This window comes from Thalassospiraceae bacterium LMO-JJ14, from assembly GCA_021555105.2.
In the GTDB taxonomy this organism is placed as follows: Bacteria; Pseudomonadota; Alphaproteobacteria; order Rhodospirillales; family Casp-alpha2; genus UBA4479.
This window is the reverse complement of record CP134604.1, coordinates 3148279-3166855: the sequence shown is the minus strand read 5'-3', so window position 1 is coordinate 3166855 and position 18577 is coordinate 3148279. Positions and strand designations below refer to the sequence as shown.

Here is an 18577-nt window from a genome sequence, read left to right as displayed (position 1 = left end):
GAGAGATTTCGGTGGCACGTCCAGGCGACGATATTTCCGGCATGGATGAATTCCTGATCCGCCCAGATCCGGCCGATCCGAAACTAACCGAACGCGTGCAGGGGATCGATCAGGACGGCAAGACGGTTGCAACATCGGTGACGGTGGAACGCCCGCTGACGCTGTTCCTCAACGGCCGCGAGATCGTCACCATGATGACCATCTGCGATCATCCCGACTACCTCGCCGTCGGCTATCTTTTGAACCAGAACATGCTGCGCGCCGACGATGAAGTGACCGCCATCGACTATGACGAAGAGATCGAAACCGTCGTCGTGCGGACCGCGCGTGAAACCGACTACGAAGAGAAACTGAAGAAGAAAACCCTGACGTCGGGCTGTGCGCAGGGCACGGTTTTCGGCGACGTCATGGAGAAGTTCGAGACCGCGAAACTGAACCCCGACGCGATTTTGAAAACCTCCTGGTTGTATGCCCTGACGAAGAAAATCAACACCACGCCGAGCCTCTATCTGGAGGCCGGGGCGATCCACGGATGTGTTCTCTGCCATGAAGACAAGCCATTGATTTATATGGAAGATGTCGGCCGCCACAACGCCGTCGACAAGATCGCCGGCTACATGTTTCTGAACGGCATTTCGGGCGAGGACAAGATCTTCTACACGACCGGGCGGCTGACGTCGGAGATGGTCATCAAGACCGTGCAGATGGGCATGCCGATCCTGTGTTCGCGCTCGGGCTTTACAGCATGGGGCGTCGAGCTGGCGCGTCAGGTCGGGCTGACCCTGATCGGCCGCGCGCGCGGCAAACGCTTCATTGCGCTGGCCGGCGAGGGCCGCATCGAATTCGATATCGATGCGTCGGCCATCGAGGACGAACCGAAAGACATGAACCGCAAGGGAGCGGCTGCGGAATGAACGCGCCTGAAGCCACCGCGAAGCCGATCGTCGGCGTGCTGCTTGCAGGCGGCCTGGCCCGGCGCATGGGCGGCGGCGACAAGCCGATGCGGGCACTTGGCGGCAAGCCGATCCTGGACCGCGTCATCGACCGTGTGAAGCCGCAGGTACATCACCTGATCCTCAACGCCAACGGCGATCCGGCGCGGTTCCAGCAATACGGCCTGCCGGTTGTCGCCGACGTCATCGAAGGCCATCAGGGACCGCTGGCGGGCATCCTGACGGCGCTCGACTGGGCGGCGGAAAACGTCCCCGAGGCCGACTACGTGGTCAGCTTCGCAACCGATGCGCCGTTCCTGCCGCACGATCTGGTGGCCCGGCTGATGGCCCCGGTGAGCGCGGGGCAGACGCCTTTGTCCTGTGCCATTAGCGGGGATCGCACGCATCCGGTTTTCGCCGTCTGGCCGGTCGCGCTGAGAGACGAACTGCGCCGCGCCATGATCGACGAAGAGATGCGCAAGATCGATCTGTGGACCGACCGCATCGGCATCACGCATGTCCCGTTCGAGACCGAGCCCGTCGATCCGTTCTTCAACGTCAACCGTCCGGAGAATCTGGAAGAAGCGGAACGTCTTCTCGCCGTCGAGGAAGCGGCGGCCCCGGAAAAGCACGAAATCATTCCGCTTGGCGTGGTCATCGAGCGCCGTGACAGCGATAGCCGCTGGCAGGATTACACCTACCAGCCGGTCGCCGTCTTTCCCGGTGCGCCGGCGAAGGACCCGCACGACGAATGGGTGCAGCTCCGCGAGGGGGACGGCTGGGTGCACTTTCACGCCGCGACCATGCCGTTGGAGCTGTTTCGGGGCGAGACGGAGGGCTATCGGGTCAATCTCTCGAACGATCCGCCGCATATATACATCGTCCTCAACCCTGCCGAGGAAGCAGACGATCCGGAAATGCTGGTGCACTTGGTGACGGCTTGCCCCTACGAGGCGGAAAGCTATACCGAAGACACCGATCAGATGGTCGAAGGGGTTGTGATGCCGCCTGAAATCGCGGCCTGGGTGAAGACCTTCTGCGACACGCATCACAAGGATGTGCCGTTCAAGAAACGTAAGCGCAAACCCTACGATCCGCGCAAGGGTGACTTCCAGCAAGGACGTCGCAATGGGGGTGGCAGTGGCTGAAGGACGTTTGAGCCGCTGGTCGCGCCTCAAGGCCAAGGGTGGTGCCGATGCCATCGAAGAAACGCAGGTGCAGTCGGAAAAAGCCCGCAGCAAAACTGCGGCGGCCGAACCCGCTGATCCGTTTGCCACGCTTCCGGGCGGTGCGCGGTCACGACATTTCGTGCCGGCTATGGTGCCTCTGGCCCCTGATCCTGAGGACGGCGATGACCGCCTGACGCGTGGGGTCGGATACCTGCCGGCGGACGAAGACACGGACGGAGAAGCAGACCAGGATGCCGTTGCCGCGGCGATGGAAGACGACACACTGTTTGCCGGCATAGACGAAGAGGACATGAGCGACGAGGAACGCGAGACCGTCGCTGCGTTGGCGCCATTGGATTCTCTCGATAAGGATTCGGACTTTACCCCGTTCCTGCGTAAAGGGGTGCCGGAATTCATGAAGCGCCGGGCGCTCAGGGTTATGTGGCGAATCAATCCGTTCTTCAACGTCCGTGACGGGCTGAACGACTACGATGAGGATTTCAATATCATCGACAGGATCATCGACGGCCTGACCGGGAATTATCAGGTTGGGCGGGGGCATCTGAGCGAAAAAGAACTTCGCGACATGATGCCGGAACAGGCACGGAAGGCGTTCGATGACGACGACGCTGAAGAGGATGCCGCAGAAGGGGCTGAAAACGATGGGGTTTTAAACCAAAAAACTCCGCAAAATGATGAAACGCCTGTGGAAATTGAAGATGACGAAATTGGCGGCAGCGAGGACGATACTGAAAACTGAGCATATATCCATAGTAAATTTATGGCCTTAAGCGACTGAAAGTAATAATTTTTTTCGCAGGTGCACAATCGAATTCGGGGAGAATCCATTTGACACCAACTGGGATGCCACCTGATAATATTAACATTCAGGCTTAGTGGGCGAAGTGTGGGTAATTGTTCGGTTTTGAGCTCACCGCCAATGCATAACAAAGCGTCAAAAATATTCTTTTAAGAACTAGAAAAGTCGCTGTAGCTGGGAAGCACCAAGGGAGAAAAAGTGGCAAAGTCCACAGCTATCAATTCATCGTCTGATTCCAATTTTGCCCCTGGCGCGCCGAGCGTGTCCGAGGACAATCTTATGCGTGCCAATTTTTACGGTTTACTTGCGCGGGTCCTGTCCGCACCGATGGATGACGAAACGCTCGAGATGATGCGTTCTCTCGCCGGTCATGAGGATGATAGTGCACTGGGCGTGGCGATTGCCGCATTCGGAAAGCTTTGCCTCCGTACACCGCGCGTGAAAGCCGAAGAGGAGTTCACCGAGCTGTTTTACGGTGTCGGTGCCGGTGGTGAAATTTCACCATATGCTTCCTTGTATTTAACCGGTCTTGTTTACGACAAGCCATTGGCCGAGTTGCGCGCCGACATGGCACGCCTTGGGATCGCTTCGTCCGAGGATAATTCTGAACCCGAAGACCACATCGCCAGCCTGTGCGAGATGATGCACGGTCTGCTGACCGGTGCACTTGGGGGCGAGGTGGGGTCGGCTGAAGCGAAAGCGTTTTTCGACAAACACCTGGCGCCATGGGCCGGAAAAATGTTCAAGGACCTCGAGGGGGCGCAGGCAGCTGTGCTTTACATGCCGGTAGGGACCATCGGTCGCTTGTTCATGGAGATCGAGCGCGAGGCTTATGAAATGGCGGCTTGAGCTGCCTGGAGTTAAGGGCGGTTGAGCCGCTGATAAAGAGACGGAACGGAGAAGCATTCGCCATCTGGGGGTGTAATCCGGGTCCACAAGACAAGGAAAGAATGGCCATGGTGGCCATCACGTACGTGTCAACTATTGGGAGACAGCTATGAAAAGGACCGAAAAATCGGACACGCTGGCCCGCCGTGATTTTCTGAAAGGGGCAAGTGTTGCCGGTGCTGCCGGTATCGCAACAGCCGCTCTTTCCGGAACCAAAGCGGAAGCAGCATTGCCCGAGGATCGCAAGACGAGCGGTTACCGGGAAACCGAACATGTCATGAAGTACTACGAGCTGAGCCGCTTCTAGGCCTGTACGGGTACTAATGTTTAAATGGTCAACATTGGGAGATAATTAAATGCTCACCAAAAAGAGCAACGGGGTTGCGGGACGCCCCCGTTTGACGAAGGCACTAGCCGGAGTCGTTGGCGGTTCAATGGATCGCCGGACCTTCCTGAAGCGTTCAGGGGTGACAGCTGGCGGTATCGCGTTGGCATCGGCCCTGCCGGCAGGAATGGTCAAAAAAGCCGAAGCGGCCTCTGCCGCCGGTGAAATCCAACAGATCAAATCTGTCTGCACGCACTGCTCCGTCGGCTGCACGGTTATTGCTGAGGTATCCAACGGTGCGTGGATCGGCCAGGAGCCTGGTTTCGACAGCCCGTTCAACCTGGGTGCGCATTGCGCCAAGGGTGCATCGGTGCGTCACCATGCCCATGCGGATCGCCGTTTGAAATATCCGATGAAACTGTCGGGCGGCAAATGGCAGAAGATCAGCTGGGACGATGCCATCAACGAGATCGGCGACAAGATGATGGAGATCCGCAAGACCTCCGGTCCTGACTCGGTTTACTGGCTCGGCTCCGCCAAGTTCAATAACGAGCAGTCGTATCTGTTCCGTAAATTCTATGCGTTCTGGGGCTCCAATAATGGGGATCACCAGGCACGTATCTGTCACTCGACCACGGTCGCCGGTGTTGCCAACACCTGGGGCTACGGTGCGATGACGAACAGCTACAACGACATGCACAACTCGAAAGCCATGTTCCTCATCGGGTCCAACCCGGCCGAGGCGCACCCGGTTGCCGTACAACACATTCTGAAGGCGAAAGAGCAGAACAATGCCGCCCTCATCGTGTGCGATCCGCGTTTCTCGCGGACGGCCGCTCATGCTGACGAATACGTCCGGTTCCGTCCGGGCACGGATGTCGCGCTGATCTGGGGTATCCTGCATCACATCTTTGAAAACGGATGGGAAGACAAGGAATACATCAAGCAGCGTGTCTGGGGCATGGAGCAGATCCGCGCCGAAGTGAAGAAGTGGACGCCCGAAGAGACCGAGCGTGTGACCGGGGTTCCGGGAGCACAGCTTCGCCGGGTCGCGCGGACGCTGGCCAACAACCGTCCGGGTACCATCGTCTGGTGCATGGGCGGCACGCAGCACACCAACGGGAACAATAACACCCGCGCTTACTGCATCCTGATGCTGGCGCTGGGCAACATTGGTACCCAGGGTGGCGGCGCCAACATCTTCCGCGGTCACGACAACGTTCAGGGTGCGACCGATTTCTGCATCCTGTCGCATTCGCTGCCGGGTTACTACGGTCTCGCCAAGGGGTCGTGGAAGCACTGGGCACGTGTTTGGGATGTCGACTACGAGTTCCTTGCCGGTCAGTTCGAGACCGAGAAGATGATGAACTCGAAGGGTATCCCGGTGTCGCGCTGGGTTGATGGCGTCCTCGAAGACAAGGACAAGATCGACCAGACCGACAACCTTCGTGCCATGGTCTACTGGGGGCACGCGGTCAACTCGCAGACCCGACTGCCGGAAATGAAGAAAGCGATGGAAAAGCTGGATCTGATGGTTGTCATCGATCCGGTGCCGACGTTCGCTTCCGTTATTCCGGATCGTCAGGACGGCATCTACGTGTTGCCGGCCGCGACGCAATTCGAAACCCGCGGCTCTGTGACCGCGTCAAACCGCTCTCTGCAGTGGCGCGACAAGGTTGTGGACCCGGTATTCGAAGCGCGTACCGACCATGAAATCATGGCGATGTTCGCGAAGAAGTTCGGCTGGGCCGACAAGTTCTTCAAGAACATCAAAATGGACGACCTCGGCAATGGCCGCCAGGAGCCGAACATCGAAGACACCACCCGCGAGTTCAACAAGGGTATGTGGACGATCGGCTACACCGGCCAGTCGCCGGAGCGCCTGAAAGCGCACATGGCGAACCAGGCAACGTTCGATCGCACCACGCTTCTTGCGAAGGGTGGCCCGGTCAGCGGTGACTACTACGGTCTGCCTTGGCCGTGCTGGGGGACTGCTGACATCAAGCACCCGGGTACGCCGGTTCTTTATGATCCGTCCAAGCCGGTTGCCGAAGGCGGCCTCAACTTCCGCGCCCGTTTCGGTGTGGAACGGAACGGTTCCAACCTGCTTGCCGAAGGCTCGTATCCGGTTGGGAACGAGCTCAAGGACGGCCACCCCGAATTCACCATGGCCATGCTCAAGAAGCTTGGCTGGGATTCGGACCTGACCGATGCGGAAAAAGCGGCCATCGAAAAGGTCGCCGGCGACAAGACCAACTGGAAGACCGACCTTTCGGGCGGTATCCAGCGTGTCGCCATTAAGCACGGCTGCGCACCGTTCGGTAACGCCAAGGCGCGTACCGTGGTGTGGACGTTCCCGGATCCGGTGCCGTTGCACCGCGAGCCGTTGTACACGCCGCGGCGTGACCTTCTGCCGAAGTACGAGACCTATACGGACCGTCAGGCCTATCGCCTGCCGACCAAGTATGCCTCGATCCAGAAGCAGGATTTCTCCGGTGACTTCCCGATCATTCTGACGTCGGGCCGTCTCGTGGAATACGAAGGTGGTGGTGACGAGTCACGCTCCAACCCATGGCTTGCCGAACTGCAGCAGGACATGTTCTGTGAAATCAACCCGATCGATGCCAACAATGCCGGCATCAAGGACGGTACCGACATGTGGGTCGAAAGCCCCGAAGGTGGTCGTGTCAAAGTCAAGGCGCTCGTAACCGAGCGTGTTGCGCCGGGGGTTGTGTTCATGCCGTTCCACTTCGGCGGGCATTGGATGGGTGAATCCCTTCGGAAGAAATATCCGGAAGGCGCCGATCCATATGTGTTGGGTGAAGCTTCCAACATGTGCGGGACGTACGGGTATGACTCGGTGACCCAAATGCAGGAAACCAAAGTCACGCTCTGCCGTGTCAAAACAGCGTGAAATAGGGAGACACAGAAATGGCTAGAATGAAGTTCCTGTGTGACGCAGAACGCTGCATCGAGTGCAACGCCTGTGTCACCGCGTGCAAAAACGAGCACGAGGTTCCCTGGGGCATCAACCGTCGCCGGGTCGTCACGATTAACGACGGCAAACCCGGTGAGCGCTCCATCTCGGTGGCGTGCATGCATTGCTCGGATGCGCCGTGTATCGCGGTATGTCCGGTGGATTGCATCTACCAGACCGAGGAAGGCGTGGTTCTCCACTCCAAGGACCTGTGCATCGGCTGTGGTTATTGCTTCTACGCGTGCCCGTTCGGCGCGCCGCAGTATCCGCAGGCCGGTAACTTCGGATCGCGTGGCAAGATGGACAAATGTACCTTCTGCAACGGTGGTCCGGAAGACGACAACTCGACGGCCGAATTCCAGAAGTACGGCCGTAACCGTCTCGCGGAAGGCAAGCTGCCGATCTGCGCCGAAATGTGCTCGACGAAGGCATTGCTCGGCGGGGATGGCAACATGATCTCCAACATCTACCGCGAGCGTATCGTATCGCGTGGCTTCGGCTCCGGTGCGTGGGGTTGGGGTACGGCTTATCAGTTGAAGGCCGGCTCCTGACCTCTCGGTCTGTCTAAAGGTTAAGGTGGCGGCATCTCTTGAGCGGGATGCCGCCCCTCCTTTAACATCCGAAAATTCCGGCGCGGTCTGCCGGAAATGTAAGAACAAGGAATTACCATGTTCGATTTACGAATTCTGAAAATCTTTGGGGTCGTTTGTTTCTCGCTCGTCGTCCTCGCCGGGTGCCGCCCGGAAGAACAGGGACGGCCGTTGCAATACAAACCGGGCGTCTATCCCGGTAAGATGCCGACTTCTTCACTGAACGAGGACGACCTCGCGCAATTGCGTCAGCGCTCGATATTACAAGGCGGTCAGCAGGCGGCTCTCGGCGGCGGTGGTCCGACCCGGGGCAGCGATGTGCGTGCGCCGCTGGTCGAAAGCGATGCCGACAAGGCGCTGCAGGAGCGCGGCAAATTCCAAGGTGGTAACTGACCCGGGCCAAGGCACGGGCGGCAATCGGAGTTAAGTAAATGACGAAGCTGATGCAAATTATCCGGACCGGCGCTTTTGCGGTATTCGTGACCGCGTTGGTCGGGCTTGGATCCATGACCATGAACGCCGGGCTGGCGCTGGTCACAGATCATTCGGCGCAGGCGCAGCAAAATGGCGATGTGCCGGGCAATACGCTCGGGAACATTTCCGATGCCCAAATGTGGCGCGCGATCAAGGGTGGTGTAAGTGGCACCGTATCCATTCCCGATAAGAAAGCTGCGCAGATGGTGCAGGCCGACGGCGATGCTTGGCGGGCTTTCAAGAACGGCCCGCTCAGCATCTATGGCGCATGGAGCCTTCTGGCTATCCTTATCCTGCTGGTGGTGTTCTTCGCTGTGCGTGGACGCATCAAGATCGATCACGGGTTCGATCCTCAGGGTCGCACAATTGAACGTTTCAACGCGCTTGAGCGCGCCGTGCACTGGCTGACCGCCACCAGTTTTATCGTGCTGGCGTTTACCGGGCTGAACATTCTTTATGGCCGGTATTTCCTTAAACCGGTCATCGGACCGGAAGCTTTTGGCACGCTGACCTATTACGGCAAGCTTGCGCACAATTATATTGCCTTTGCCTTCATGGTCGGCATCGCTTTGATGTTCGTTCTTTGGGTTCGCTACAACATTCCGAAAGGTCGTGATCTGAAATGGCTGGCGATCGGTGGAGGACTGTTTTCCAAAGGCGTTCACCCTGAAGCAGGACGCTTTAATGCCGGACAGAAGATCATCTTCTGGGCAGTTGTGTTGGGCGGTTTCTCGCTGTCGCTGTCAGGCGTGGCGATGATGTGGCCGTTTGAAATCCAGCCCTGGGCCGGGACTTTCGCCTTCATCAACAACTTCGGTGCCGATCTGCCGACGAGTTTCACGCCGTTGCAGGAAGCGCAGATCTCAGTGCTTTGGCATTCCGTCGTGGCGCTGATCATGATTGTCATCGTCATCGCACACATCTACATCGGTTCGGTCGGTATGGAAGGTGCTTTCGATGCCGTCGGTACCGGTCAGGTCGACCTGAACTGGGCCAAAGAGCACCATTCGCTTTGGGTCGAGGAAGAAATGCACAAAGGCTCAGGGCAACAGCAGCCTGCTGAATAACCCGGTTTTCAGAAACGCTAAAGGGCGGTGCCGCGGCACCGCCCTTTTTCTCGTTTCGGCCTGTGTTAAAGGCCTTCGTATCTTTAGTTGAGGCGTGTGTTGGACGTCGAAAAAGCCTGCCCCGACGTCGGGTTCATGTTGTTAAGCACGGCACCGGCCGCGATTGCGATAACAAGGGCGGCAATACTGCCGATAAGTACTGACTTCATGGAAATCACCATATCCTGTTTACGGCACTCCCCATGCCGTGTCAGATAAATGTAACTGAAATAGCCACGATTTCAAGGAGTTGCTGGATTTTAGCAGATGTTTGCGGTTTGCTGAGGATGGTATGCGATATTAACGCGCGTTAGTCTGGAGGCTGTCTGCCAAGCAGGAAACTGGAAAGGAAACGTGATGAGCGAAAATGGCCCGCAAGCGGATGCCGCCCACGAGATGATAGATACGCTCGGGCTGGATGGTTTCTTGCGCCAGATGGGGGATCTTCAGGATAGCCTGGGCAAAGTTGCGGACGGGATCGAAGTATTGGGCAGCAGTGCACAACGCCAGGGTCGGGACACGGAAAATCTAGCGGCACATATACTTGCCATCGAATCGGTTCTCACCGTGATACTTCAACAGATCCCCGTCAACATCGCCGATGTCCGCCGTGAAGCCGAACGCCGTGCACGCAACGCAGGCAATGTGGAAAGCGGTAACCGGAATCTGGTGACATCGTTGGCCGAGGACATCGTCCGGAGAGCTGACGATTAGGTGCCTATTGGTGGTTATTGCTGACTTGGCGAGTCTCATATCCATGCTATCGTTGGCGCGCAGTTCTAAGAAAGTGCTCGTTTTGCAGAGGCGGGAGTAAGAATCCATGAGTGAACAATTGAGGCTCAGCCAGCTCGTATGCTCCAGATTGTGTCACGATCTCGTAGGGGCGGCCGGCGCGGTCAATGCCGGTCTTGAAATTCTCGCCGAGATGGGGGGGCTGGATGACAGCGCCATGGAACTGGCGACGAAAAGCGGCCAGGAACTGACCCGGCGCCTGGGTTTCTTCCGCGTTGCCTTCGGTGCGGGCGGCGCCGGCAAGGGCGGGGCAGAGGTCACGGCGCTGCGTGCCTTGGCGCAAGACTTCCTTGAGGGTTCCAATTCCCGGCTCGAATGGCCCGACTACGGCGATGGTGTCCGTGAAATCGATCCCGTGATGGGCAAGCTTTTGCTGAATCTGATCCTTATCGGGTCCGAATGCCTGCCGAGGGGCGGGACCGTCAGTGTCCAGATCGCCGAGGTCGAAGGCGGCATCGGGCTCGCCGTATCCGCCACCGGTAGTGATGCCGGATTGCGTGAGGATCTGGCGCAGGGGCTGACTCCGGGCAAGTCGATGACGTCGCTCGACAGTCGTTCCATCCACAGTTATCTGACCCAGCTTCTTGTTCTCGAAGCTGGATGCGAGCTTGAAGTCGCGGCAGACCATGACGAGGTCCGTTTCGCCGCTCTCGCCATCGCGGATTGAGCCATCAAACGGGACCGGACAAAAACATGAAGCGTTGTCTTATTGTCGACGATTCCAAGGTCATCCGCATGGTGGCGAGGAAGATCATACAGGAAATCGGCCTCGATACCGAAGAAGCCTCGGATGGTCACGAAGCACTGGAATCCTGTGACAAAACCATACCAGACGCGATCCTCCTGGATTGGCGTTTGCCGGGGATGACCGGTATTGAGCTGCTCCGTGCGCTACGCGGTAAGCCGGGTGGTGAAACTCCCGTTATTATCTTCAGCACCACGGAAGACGATACGGATCACATCAACGAAGCACTGGCTGCCGGGGCCAGCGACTACATCTTGAAACCGTTCGACAGCGAGAGCATCCGCGCGAAGTTCCTGCAACTGGGGCTGGTCGATTAGGGTAAAGAAAAGGGCCGGTCGAACCGGCCCCCGTTAACGAATATCGTTTGGGAATTGCGTTGTTATGCCGTCGCGGTTTGTGCGGCCGGCATGGTTTCCGGATCACGCAGCACGTATCCCCGGCCCCACACCGTTTCGATGTAGTGTTCCCCACCAGTGGCATCGGCCAGTTTCTTTCTGAGTTTGCAGATGAAGACGTCGATGATCTTCAGTTCAGGCTCGTCCATGCCGCCGTACAGGTGGTTAAGGAACATTTCCTTGGTCAGGGTCGTTCCCTTGCGCAGGCTCAATAGCTCAAGAATGCCGTATTCCTTGCCTGTCAGATGCACCGGCTGGCCATCGACTTCGACCATGTGGGTGTCGAGATTTACCGACATCTGCCCGGTATGGATGATCGAATGGGCGTGCCCAGCGGAACGGCGCACGATCGCCTGCACGCGGGCCATCAATTCTGATTTGTCGAAAGGCTTGGTCAGATAGTCGTCGGCACCGATGCCGAGCCCCTTGACCTTCATTTCCGATTCCGTAAGCCCAGACAGGATCAATACTGGCGTCTGGACGCGTGAATCGCGAAGCCGTCTGAGCACTTCCAGCCCATCCATGTCCGGGAGCATCAGATCGAGAATGATGATGTCGTATTCGTAAAGCTTGCCGATCTCCAGACCGTCTTCGCCGAGATCCGTCGCATCGACAACCATGCCTGCCGTTTCCAGCATCAGCTTGACCGTTGCCTGGGTCGTCGGATCGTCTTCCACTAAAAGTACGCGCATTTGTCCCCTCCGGCCCGCTAAAACGCCGCGAATCGCTTTCCGTTAACCATATTACCATTTGCGGAGTCTGCGCCAAACCCTTTACGGGGTTTTTTGTTAACCTTTATGAATCAGCAGCCGAGATGCCCAGAAATCTGCCGTTTTTACTGCGAATCGAGAAATTGGGGATGTGGGAGGTGAGAGTCCTGTTGCGGTGGTCCGCATTAAAAAGCAGGAAATTGCAGAATTAAAGTGGCGTGTAAACTGTATGCGTTAACGTTGTAAGTTCACATTCTGAGGTTAAGTTCGTAACCTGCATGTTCTTGGAAACAGGAGAGACCACATGGAAATCAGTGCCCGCAATGCCCTCAAAGGAACCGTTAGCGAAATCAAACAAGGTGTCGTTACCGATGTGATCAGCATCGATATCGGTGGTGGCAGGACGGTAGTGTCCTCAATTACACGGGATTCCGCCGAACGTCTTGGTCTCGCCGTCGGCAAGGAAGTCACGGCCATTATCAAGGCATCCGACGTGATGCTCGCCGTCGACTGACTTTTCCGCAACCAATCCTTTTCGAACGGTTCTTGTCGCCAGGCAGGGAAAAGATACTGTTTGCGTAGTGTCAGCACACACGCTTCTGTATACAGGATGTGTGTCCAAACGCCCGGCAATATGTTAATACTGCCCGGATCTGAAACGAACTGGGCTTGGGCATGTCTGAAAATAGCAATTCGACCGGGAAATTCGTTCTTGCCGCTGTCATCATTCTCGCCGGCATTGTCCCGGCAGGTTATGTGGCGTTCGATTTTCTACGTAAGGAATTGAGCGGTCATCAGGCGGAAACCCGGTCTGTGGTGATGGAATTGCAAACACAGACGGTCGAGGAGATCCGCGCCAATGCCGCAAAAACGGCAGATGCCCTGAAACAGATTAATCCGGGTGAGAGCACCGCGCTGGCCGAGGATGTGAGCGCGCTTAAACGCGCCACCGAGGAAATCCTCGCCGAACAGAAAACGATCACTGCCGGGCTCAGCAAGCTGCTTGTGGAAGGTGCCGCCAAGCAACAGACCGTTGCTCAGCAGCCCGAAAAAGAGGCAACTTTCAGCGAGTCCGTGTATTTCGCCATCGGCAAGGCGGATGGCGCTTCTGTCGACAAGCAGGTTGCCAAGATCGTTCCTGAGATCAAGAAGCATCTGGGTGTCGGACCCTGTGAAATCGACGTTACCGGGTTCGCCGATACGCTCGGCAATGATCTCAATAATCTCAAGCTGTCCCGTGACCGTGCCGATTATGTCGCGATGCAACTGCGCCGCGCCAAGCTGGAGGTTTACAGTGTCGAGGCATGGGGCGAACGGCGCCTCAAGGTTCACACGTATGACGGCGTCCGAAATGAGAACAACCGCCGCGCCGATGTCGATGTGCATTGCGGCAATAGACCGGCAAAGATCAAAGCGGCCGCATCCTGATCAAGGTGCCCGATCCGATCGGTTCCGTAAAAATCAGCTAACGAATATTTGATTGCTGTCGGGCAACAGAATCCCCTTATAAATATGTAAGCCCGGCAATGAAAAGACCGGAGCGGAAGCTGTATCAAACAGACGTGCAGTCTATGAAAAAGGCCACGCAATCTGGCCATGAAAATTGGGAGGTAACATGTTTAAGGCATTGAATATCCTGCCGGCGGTATCGCTGGCTGTTTTGGCCGTGACCGCTGCGCCTGCGGCACAGGCCGCCGACGTCAAGGTGACGCCTTTGGGCGCCATCGATGGCGAGTTTTGCCCCTTCGACCGGGCCATGATCTTCGAGGATCCGGACGGCACGCGTATTCTTTATGACGCCGGACGAACCGTGGCCGGCCCTGACGATCCCAGACTCGGCAAGATCGACGCTCTGCTGGTCAGTCACATGCATGGCGACCATGCGGGTGATCGCCGTATTCCGGCGCCGAATGCCGGTGAGTGCGGCAAGCCTGATGTTTCCGTCTCGACGGTGCCGAACACCAATACCGTCGATATCGCGTTGGCGAAGGGCGCCAAGATCATCACCGGCAGTGAAATGCCGAAGTTCTTCGCTGCCAAGCTGAAAGCACTCGGCGGCGACCCCAAGAACTCGCAACTGGTGCGCTTCGGTGCCAATCGCAAGCTCGGTGGGGTTGTCATAACCACGGTACCGGCCGTGCATTCCAACGGGATTGCCGGGGCCATGATCGGGGGCGATCTCGGCCATGATATGGATGCGGCCGGCCTGACCGCTTATGCCGGTCCGCCGACGGGGTATGTGCTGACGTTTTCCAACGGTCTCGTCGTCTATCTTTCGGGCGACACCGGGGTCACGGCAGAACAAAAGATCGTTGTTGGCGATCAGTACAAGGCCAAGCTGGTGGTGATGAACATCGGCGATACCTATACAACCGGCCCGAAAGAGGCGGCATTCGTCATTAACGAGCTGATCAAACCGGCATCGGTGATTGCATCGCATGCCAACGAACCGGCGACCGAAGGCGGCAAGGTAAGAGCCGGGACCCGGACGGAGACCTTCATCAAGGCTGTCACGGTGCCTGTGCACGTGCCGCTCAGCGGTAAGACCATGTCTTTCGACGGCATGGGGAAGTGCGTGTCCGGCTGCTGATACGAGCCTGTTATTATCTTAAAAACCCGGGCCTTGTGCCCGGGTTTCTTTATCCTGGCATGTCGGTAGGTATGGTTAATCAATGGTCAATCCTTTACATATTTTTAGGATTGAGCCGTCATTGTAGCTATGGGTTGTCACGTCATCGGGCGTGCGGGAACGGGACGGGGAAAAGCCTTTGCGGGTGTTTGCCAACAATATTGCCAACGAAGTGGCGCGGCTTCCGGACCATCAGGTCTTTGGCCGGGTTGCCGATATCGTTGGTTTGATGGTCGAAATAGGCGGTTTGCAGGGCACGTTGTCGATCGGTGATCATGTGCGCGTCGACGGACGCAAGGGCCGTCACGTCATTTGTGAGGTCATCGGCTTTCGTGGTGGCCGTGCGTTGGTGATGCCGTTCGGTTCGCTCGACGGTATTGGTCTCGGCTGCCAGGCTGAGCTGGCATCGACCGAACCCTCTATTTATCCGGATCAGTCATGGCTTGGACGGGTGATTGATGCGTTCGGCAATCCGCTGGATGAGGGCGGATCCATCGAATCCGGCACCAAGAGTTATCAGATCCACGCCTCGCCCCCGCCCGCGCACAAGCGCCGCCGCGTCGCCGGCAAGGTTGATCTCGGGGTGCGTATCATGAACACGTTCCTGACCACATGCCGCGGCCAGCGCATGGGTATCTTTGCCGGCTCCGGCGTCGGTAAGTCGACGTTATTGTCGATGATGGCCAGAAATACGGATGCGGAAATCAGTGTCGTCGGATTGATCGGCGAACGCGGCCGTGAAGCTAAGGAATTCATCGAGGACTATTTGGGCGAGGAAGGGATGAAGCGTACGGTTGTTATCCTCGCGACCTCGGACGAGCCGCCGCTGGTGCGCCGCCAGGCCGCCTACGTGACGCTGGCCGTTGCCGAATATTTCCGCGATCAGGGCAAGAATGTGCTGTGCATGATGGACAGTGTGACGCGTTTTGCCATGGCGCAACGGGAAATCAGTCTGTCGGCGGGTGAGCCGCCGGCTTCCAAGGGCTATACACCGTCGGTGTTCTCGGAACTGCCGAAGCTGTTGGAACGCGCCGGGCCTGGATACGGATCGCAGGGCGATATCACCGCCCTGTTTACGGTTCTGGTCGAAGGGGACGATCACAACGAGCCGGTCGCCGATGCGGTGCGTGGTATCCTTGACGGCCACGTCGTGCTCGACCGGGAAATCGCCGAGCGCAACCGTTACCCGGCGATCAACGTTTTGCGAAGCATTTCCCGGACCATGCCGGCCTGCAACACGGATGCCCAGAACGCCGCCATCGTGCGGGCGCGCAAACTGCTTTCGACATACGAGGACATGGCTGAACTGATCCGCCTGGGCGCCTACCGCAAAGGGTCCGATGCCGCCGTCGACGAGGCGATCAGTTATTATCCCCAGCTTGAAGCTTATCTTGCACAGTCGATCGGCGAGAATGCCTCGCTCGAGGAAGGCTATAATCAGCTCTACGAAATCCTAGGCATGCAGGGCGATGCGCCAGCGACGGAGCAGGCAGCCGGTGGATAATATGCGGTGGGTAATGCGCTAGATGGCACGTGACTTCAAGGCACTGGTGCGGCTGAATGACTGGGAAGTGGATCAGAAGCGCCGCTACCTCGCGGAACAGCTTCGCCAGCTCGATAACCTTATCGGGCTTCTGGAGAACCTTGAAGCGGAACTGAAGCGCGAACAGGCGCATGCTGCGTCAGCGCCGACCGAAGGCGGGATATTTTACGGTGCTTATGCCGCGCAGGCGATCCTCAGGCGCGAGGATTACCAGCGCCGCATCGCCGAACAGGAGCAACAGGTTTCGGCGGCTCGCGAACAGCTCAGGCTGGCATTCCTTGAATTCAAGAAATTCGAAATCTCCGAGGAGCGTCGTGTCGCGCGTATGGAGGCCGAAGCCAACCGCGAAGAACAACTCGAACTCGACGAGATCGGCATCACCGGGTTCAATCGGAAAAAGCGCGGACACACCTGAGACTCCGGGGCGGAAAGCCCTACGGTGCGAGGCGATCCAAAAGGCCGCGGTCTTTCCAGTTCGGTTGGCGATCTTCGATGCGTACTTCGTGATGCATGTCCGTGCCGCCACGGCTTAGTGTCACTTCAAGCCAGCACGGGATCACCTGATCGTTGATGTCCTCAAGGATCGTTTGTGCCGTTTCTTCGAAACTGGCGAAGGTCATGGCACGGATCGCATCCACATAACGGCCCAGACTTTCGGGTTGCAAGACATCCCTGTCCGGCACGTATCGAAGTCGCAGGTGTGCATCCTTTAAGCTGTTCTCCAGAATGACCACCGCATCGTGGCGCGGTTGCGGCGCCGGGGTTGTGAGCAGTAGGTCGCGCCGTATACGCAGGCTGTCGGGAGTGTCCATCAAATTCATGCTATGACACCGTTGTTTCCAGTGGTGGGCATACGTTTAGGGATGTTGACGAAGTTGCCGGGCTGGGCCTGAAATCCGACGGATCCTTCGAGCCCGGTCAGTTCCAGGGCGTCGTTGTAAATTCTTCGGATGTCATCGCGGACATGGGGCTGCAACGGCTCATCCGTGCGCAGGACGAGATCGAGCCGCTTGTTTTTTTCACCGACCAGCCCGTCGATCTGCAGGTGGCCGAGACGGCTCAACTCGAGATCGACCACGAAACGTGTGCCGCCTTTGCTTTCCTCATCGCCGTCTTCATCGTTTTCCTGATCTCGGACAAGGAACTGAATCCGGTCAATGTCGGCGCCAAACAGGAACGGTACGCCGTGCAGGCGCCATTCACCGCTCTGCGGGTCATCGATGCTGCGTGTCATCTGTGTCATGTCGCTTCTGAGGCGTCCGGCGAGATCGGGGCGCATTTTTTCCAGAATACGGACCGGCCCGTCGCCGAGCCAGTTCTTAATATCGCCGCCGCGAAGGGCCGACAGGAAGAACAGAACGTTCGTCGCCATCTGTGCGTCGGCGCGGGGCAAGGCAGCTTGCATCACGTGCTGGTGTGCGCCTGGGGCCACGTCACGGAGAATATCCAACGCTTCGCTGAAAGTTCCCCAAGAGCCGTCCAGGATAGGGGCAACGCCGCCGTGTAGTGGGCCATGCTGGGCCGTCCCCGCCACGGGTGGTTTCAACGAGACGATTTCAAAGCGGATTTCACTTCCCGGCGGAAATGCCTGCAGGGTCGGCAGGGATATCGGCCCGGCGTGTGTCTGCACGACCGTCTGGCCAATCCCTTGGCGGCCGCTGACGATGCCGGTGAGGGTTGCTCCCGGAGCAAGGGATATCTGTCCTTGTGCTGGTCCTGGGGTTAAACGACCCGGTGGGGAAGTGGCGATGTTGACGGTAGTGATCTTTATCTCAAGCCTGCTAGTGGCGGGGATGGTGGTATTGCCCTGACCCGCCTGACCTTGAGCCGCCGGACCTTTACTTACTTGACCCTGATTAGACTGTGAAGCAGCCGAGGACGGCGTGCCCGTAGTGCCGGCCAGAGTCTGAGTTGTCTGCCCATGTGCAGGTTGTGCCTGTCCAGCTTGAACCCCTGGTTTCGGGCCGCTGAGGCCGGGGCCCTGTTGTGTGGCTTGCAATGAACCGCCGGGGGAAGGCTTCGCTTGTAGGATAAGCGCCGCGTTGACGCTGACGGGGCGGAGCAGGTTCGCCGTGACGAAGGCGCCCGGGATAATTTGTGCCGCCGCCGTACCCGGTCCCTGCAGGGGCGTAGAGCTGGCCTGAGGCGACGTAGTGGCCGCTCCCCTTGCCAACAAGGGGAGGGTGCGCCCGTCCGTCGTCGCCAGTTGCACACGCGGATTATTGCCGCCGCTCACAAGTTGCAGGATCAGCGCATCGCCGGTCTTGACCGGTAACGGCTGCGGTGCCTTGAGGCTGATGTCGCCCAACCGGGTCGAAAGCCTGATTTGCGCGGCATCGACAATATCCGCGACTAGGACATCGAGCTTCGTGCCAGCGGGAAGTTCGGCCAGTGCTGGGGGGGCCGTTATAATGATGATGCGTTGCAAAGTCGCCAATGCGGGCGGCGGTGGCGCGGCTGACGGGGGTGTGACTTCGCTCAT

Annotated in this window: 21 protein-coding genes; 17 read left to right on the top strand and 4 right to left on the bottom strand. The window is 58.0% G+C overall.

What is annotated here, in order from left to right; genetic code table 11:
• Nucleotides 1-41: 41 nt before the first annotated feature.
• The 9 genes from fdhD to L2D14_14945 all read left to right on the top strand — a co-directional run bounded on the left by fdhD (nt 42) and on the right by L2D14_14945 (nt 9242).
• The gene (gene fdhD, locus L2D14_14985; GenBank protein WNK01694.1) at nt 42-914 is read left to right on the top strand and encodes a formate dehydrogenase accessory sulfurtransferase FdhD; all 873 of its coding nucleotides are present in this window, start codon (nt 42-44) and stop codon (nt 912-914) included.
• Nucleotides 911-2080 (top strand): molybdenum cofactor guanylyltransferase MobA, encoded by a 1170-nt coding sequence (gene mobA, locus L2D14_14980; protein WNJ99163.1) that lies wholly within the window; start codon nt 911-913, stop codon nt 2078-2080. The genes fdhD and mobA overlap by 4 nt, the downstream gene beginning before the upstream one ends.
• The gene (locus L2D14_14975; protein ID WNJ99162.1) at nt 2073-2861 is read left to right on the top strand and encodes a DUF3306 domain-containing protein; all 789 of its coding nucleotides are present in this window, start codon (nt 2073-2075) and stop codon (nt 2859-2861) included. Before mobA ends, L2D14_14975 begins: the two co-directional genes overlap by 8 nt.
• Nucleotides 2862-3200: 339 nt before the next feature.
• Nucleotides 3201-3770, top strand: coding sequence for a molecular chaperone TorD family protein (locus L2D14_14970; GenBank protein WNJ99161.1), 570 nt, complete (start codon nt 3201-3203; stop codon nt 3768-3770).
• 148 nt (nt 3771-3918) lie between these two features.
• Entirely contained in the window at nt 3919-4116 is a 198-nt protein-coding gene (locus L2D14_14965) for a twin-arginine translocation signal domain-containing protein (GenBank protein WNJ99160.1), read from the top strand.
• Between the two features lie 49 nt (nt 4117-4165).
• Entirely contained in the window at nt 4166-7048 is a 2883-nt protein-coding gene (locus L2D14_14960) for a molybdopterin-dependent oxidoreductase (GenBank protein WNJ99159.1), read from the top strand.
• A 17-nt stretch (nt 7049-7065) separates the two neighbouring features.
• A complete protein-coding gene (gene fdh3B / locus L2D14_14955; protein ID WNJ99158.1) occupies nt 7066-7662 on the top strand; it encodes a formate dehydrogenase FDH3 subunit beta in 597 nt (198 codons plus the stop codon).
• Nucleotides 7663-7779: 117 nt separating this feature from the next.
• A complete protein-coding gene (locus L2D14_14950; protein WNJ99157.1) occupies nt 7780-8094 on the top strand; it encodes a hypothetical protein in 315 nt (104 codons plus the stop codon).
• A gap of 38 nt (nt 8095-8132) precedes the next feature.
• A complete protein-coding gene (locus L2D14_14945; GenBank protein ID WNJ99156.1) occupies nt 8133-9242 on the top strand; it encodes a formate dehydrogenase subunit gamma in 1110 nt (369 codons plus the stop codon).
• An 83-nt stretch (nt 9243-9325) separates the two neighbouring features.
• On the opposite strand, the gene L2D14_14940 is transcribed toward L2D14_14945, so the two are convergent.
• Nucleotides 9326-9451: a hypothetical protein gene (locus tag L2D14_14940; GenBank protein WNJ99155.1), complete on the bottom strand. Its 126-nt coding sequence runs from the start codon at nt 9449-9451 to the stop codon at nt 9326-9328.
• A gap of 187 nt (nt 9452-9638) precedes the next feature.
• Between L2D14_14940 and L2D14_14935 the strand changes: the two genes are divergently transcribed.
• From L2D14_14935 to L2D14_14925, 3 genes are all read left to right on the top strand, one after another.
• On the top strand, nt 9639-9995 hold the full coding sequence (locus L2D14_14935) for a hypothetical protein (protein ID WNJ99154.1): 357 nt from the start codon (nt 9639-9641) through the stop codon (nt 9993-9995).
• A 106-nt stretch (nt 9996-10101) separates the two neighbouring features.
• Complete coding sequence (locus tag L2D14_14930) at nt 10102-10740, top strand: histidine phosphotransferase family protein (GenBank protein WNJ99153.1); 639 nt, start codon at nt 10102-10104, stop codon at nt 10738-10740.
• Nucleotides 10741-10766: 26 nt separating this feature from the next.
• Nucleotides 10767-11135, top strand: coding sequence for a response regulator (locus tag L2D14_14925; protein WNJ99152.1), 369 nt, complete (start codon nt 10767-10769; stop codon nt 11133-11135).
• 62 nt (nt 11136-11197) lie between these two features.
• On the opposite strand, the gene L2D14_14920 is transcribed toward L2D14_14925, so the two are convergent.
• A complete protein-coding gene (locus L2D14_14920; protein WNJ99151.1) occupies nt 11198-11905 on the bottom strand; it encodes a response regulator transcription factor in 708 nt (235 codons plus the stop codon).
• Between the two features lie 322 nt (nt 11906-12227).
• Here L2D14_14920 and L2D14_14915 point away from each other — a divergent pair, with 322 nt between their 5' ends.
• The 5 genes from L2D14_14915 to L2D14_14895 all read left to right on the top strand — a co-directional run bounded on the left by L2D14_14915 (nt 12228) and on the right by L2D14_14895 (nt 16510).
• A complete protein-coding gene (locus L2D14_14915) occupies nt 12228-12437 on the top strand; it encodes a TOBE domain-containing protein (GenBank protein ID WNJ99150.1) in 210 nt (69 codons plus the stop codon).
• Between the two features lie 161 nt (nt 12438-12598).
• Nucleotides 12599-13351 (top strand): OmpA family protein, encoded by a 753-nt coding sequence (locus L2D14_14910; GenBank protein WNJ99149.1) that lies wholly within the window; start codon nt 12599-12601, stop codon nt 13349-13351.
• Nucleotides 13352-13538: 187 nt separating this feature from the next.
• Complete coding sequence (locus L2D14_14905) at nt 13539-14513, top strand: MBL fold metallo-hydrolase (GenBank protein WNJ99148.1); 975 nt, start codon at nt 13539-13541, stop codon at nt 14511-14513.
• Between the two features lie 184 nt (nt 14514-14697).
• Nucleotides 14698-16056, top strand: a complete 1359-nt coding sequence (fliI, locus tag L2D14_14900) for a flagellar protein export ATPase FliI (protein WNJ99147.1) — start codon at nt 14698-14700, stop codon at nt 16054-16056.
• A 22-nt stretch (nt 16057-16078) separates the two neighbouring features.
• The gene (locus L2D14_14895) at nt 16079-16510 is read left to right on the top strand and encodes a flagellar FliJ family protein (GenBank protein ID WNJ99146.1); all 432 of its coding nucleotides are present in this window, start codon (nt 16079-16081) and stop codon (nt 16508-16510) included.
• Between the two features lie 19 nt (nt 16511-16529).
• On the opposite strand, the gene L2D14_14890 is transcribed toward L2D14_14895, so the two are convergent.
• Nucleotides 16530-16916 (bottom strand): hypothetical protein, encoded by a 387-nt coding sequence (locus tag L2D14_14890; GenBank protein WNJ99145.1) that lies wholly within the window; start codon nt 16914-16916, stop codon nt 16530-16532.
• A complete protein-coding gene (locus L2D14_14885; protein WNJ99144.1) occupies nt 16913-18577 on the bottom strand; it encodes a hypothetical protein in 1665 nt (554 codons plus the stop codon). Before L2D14_14885 ends, L2D14_14890 begins: the two co-directional genes overlap by 4 nt.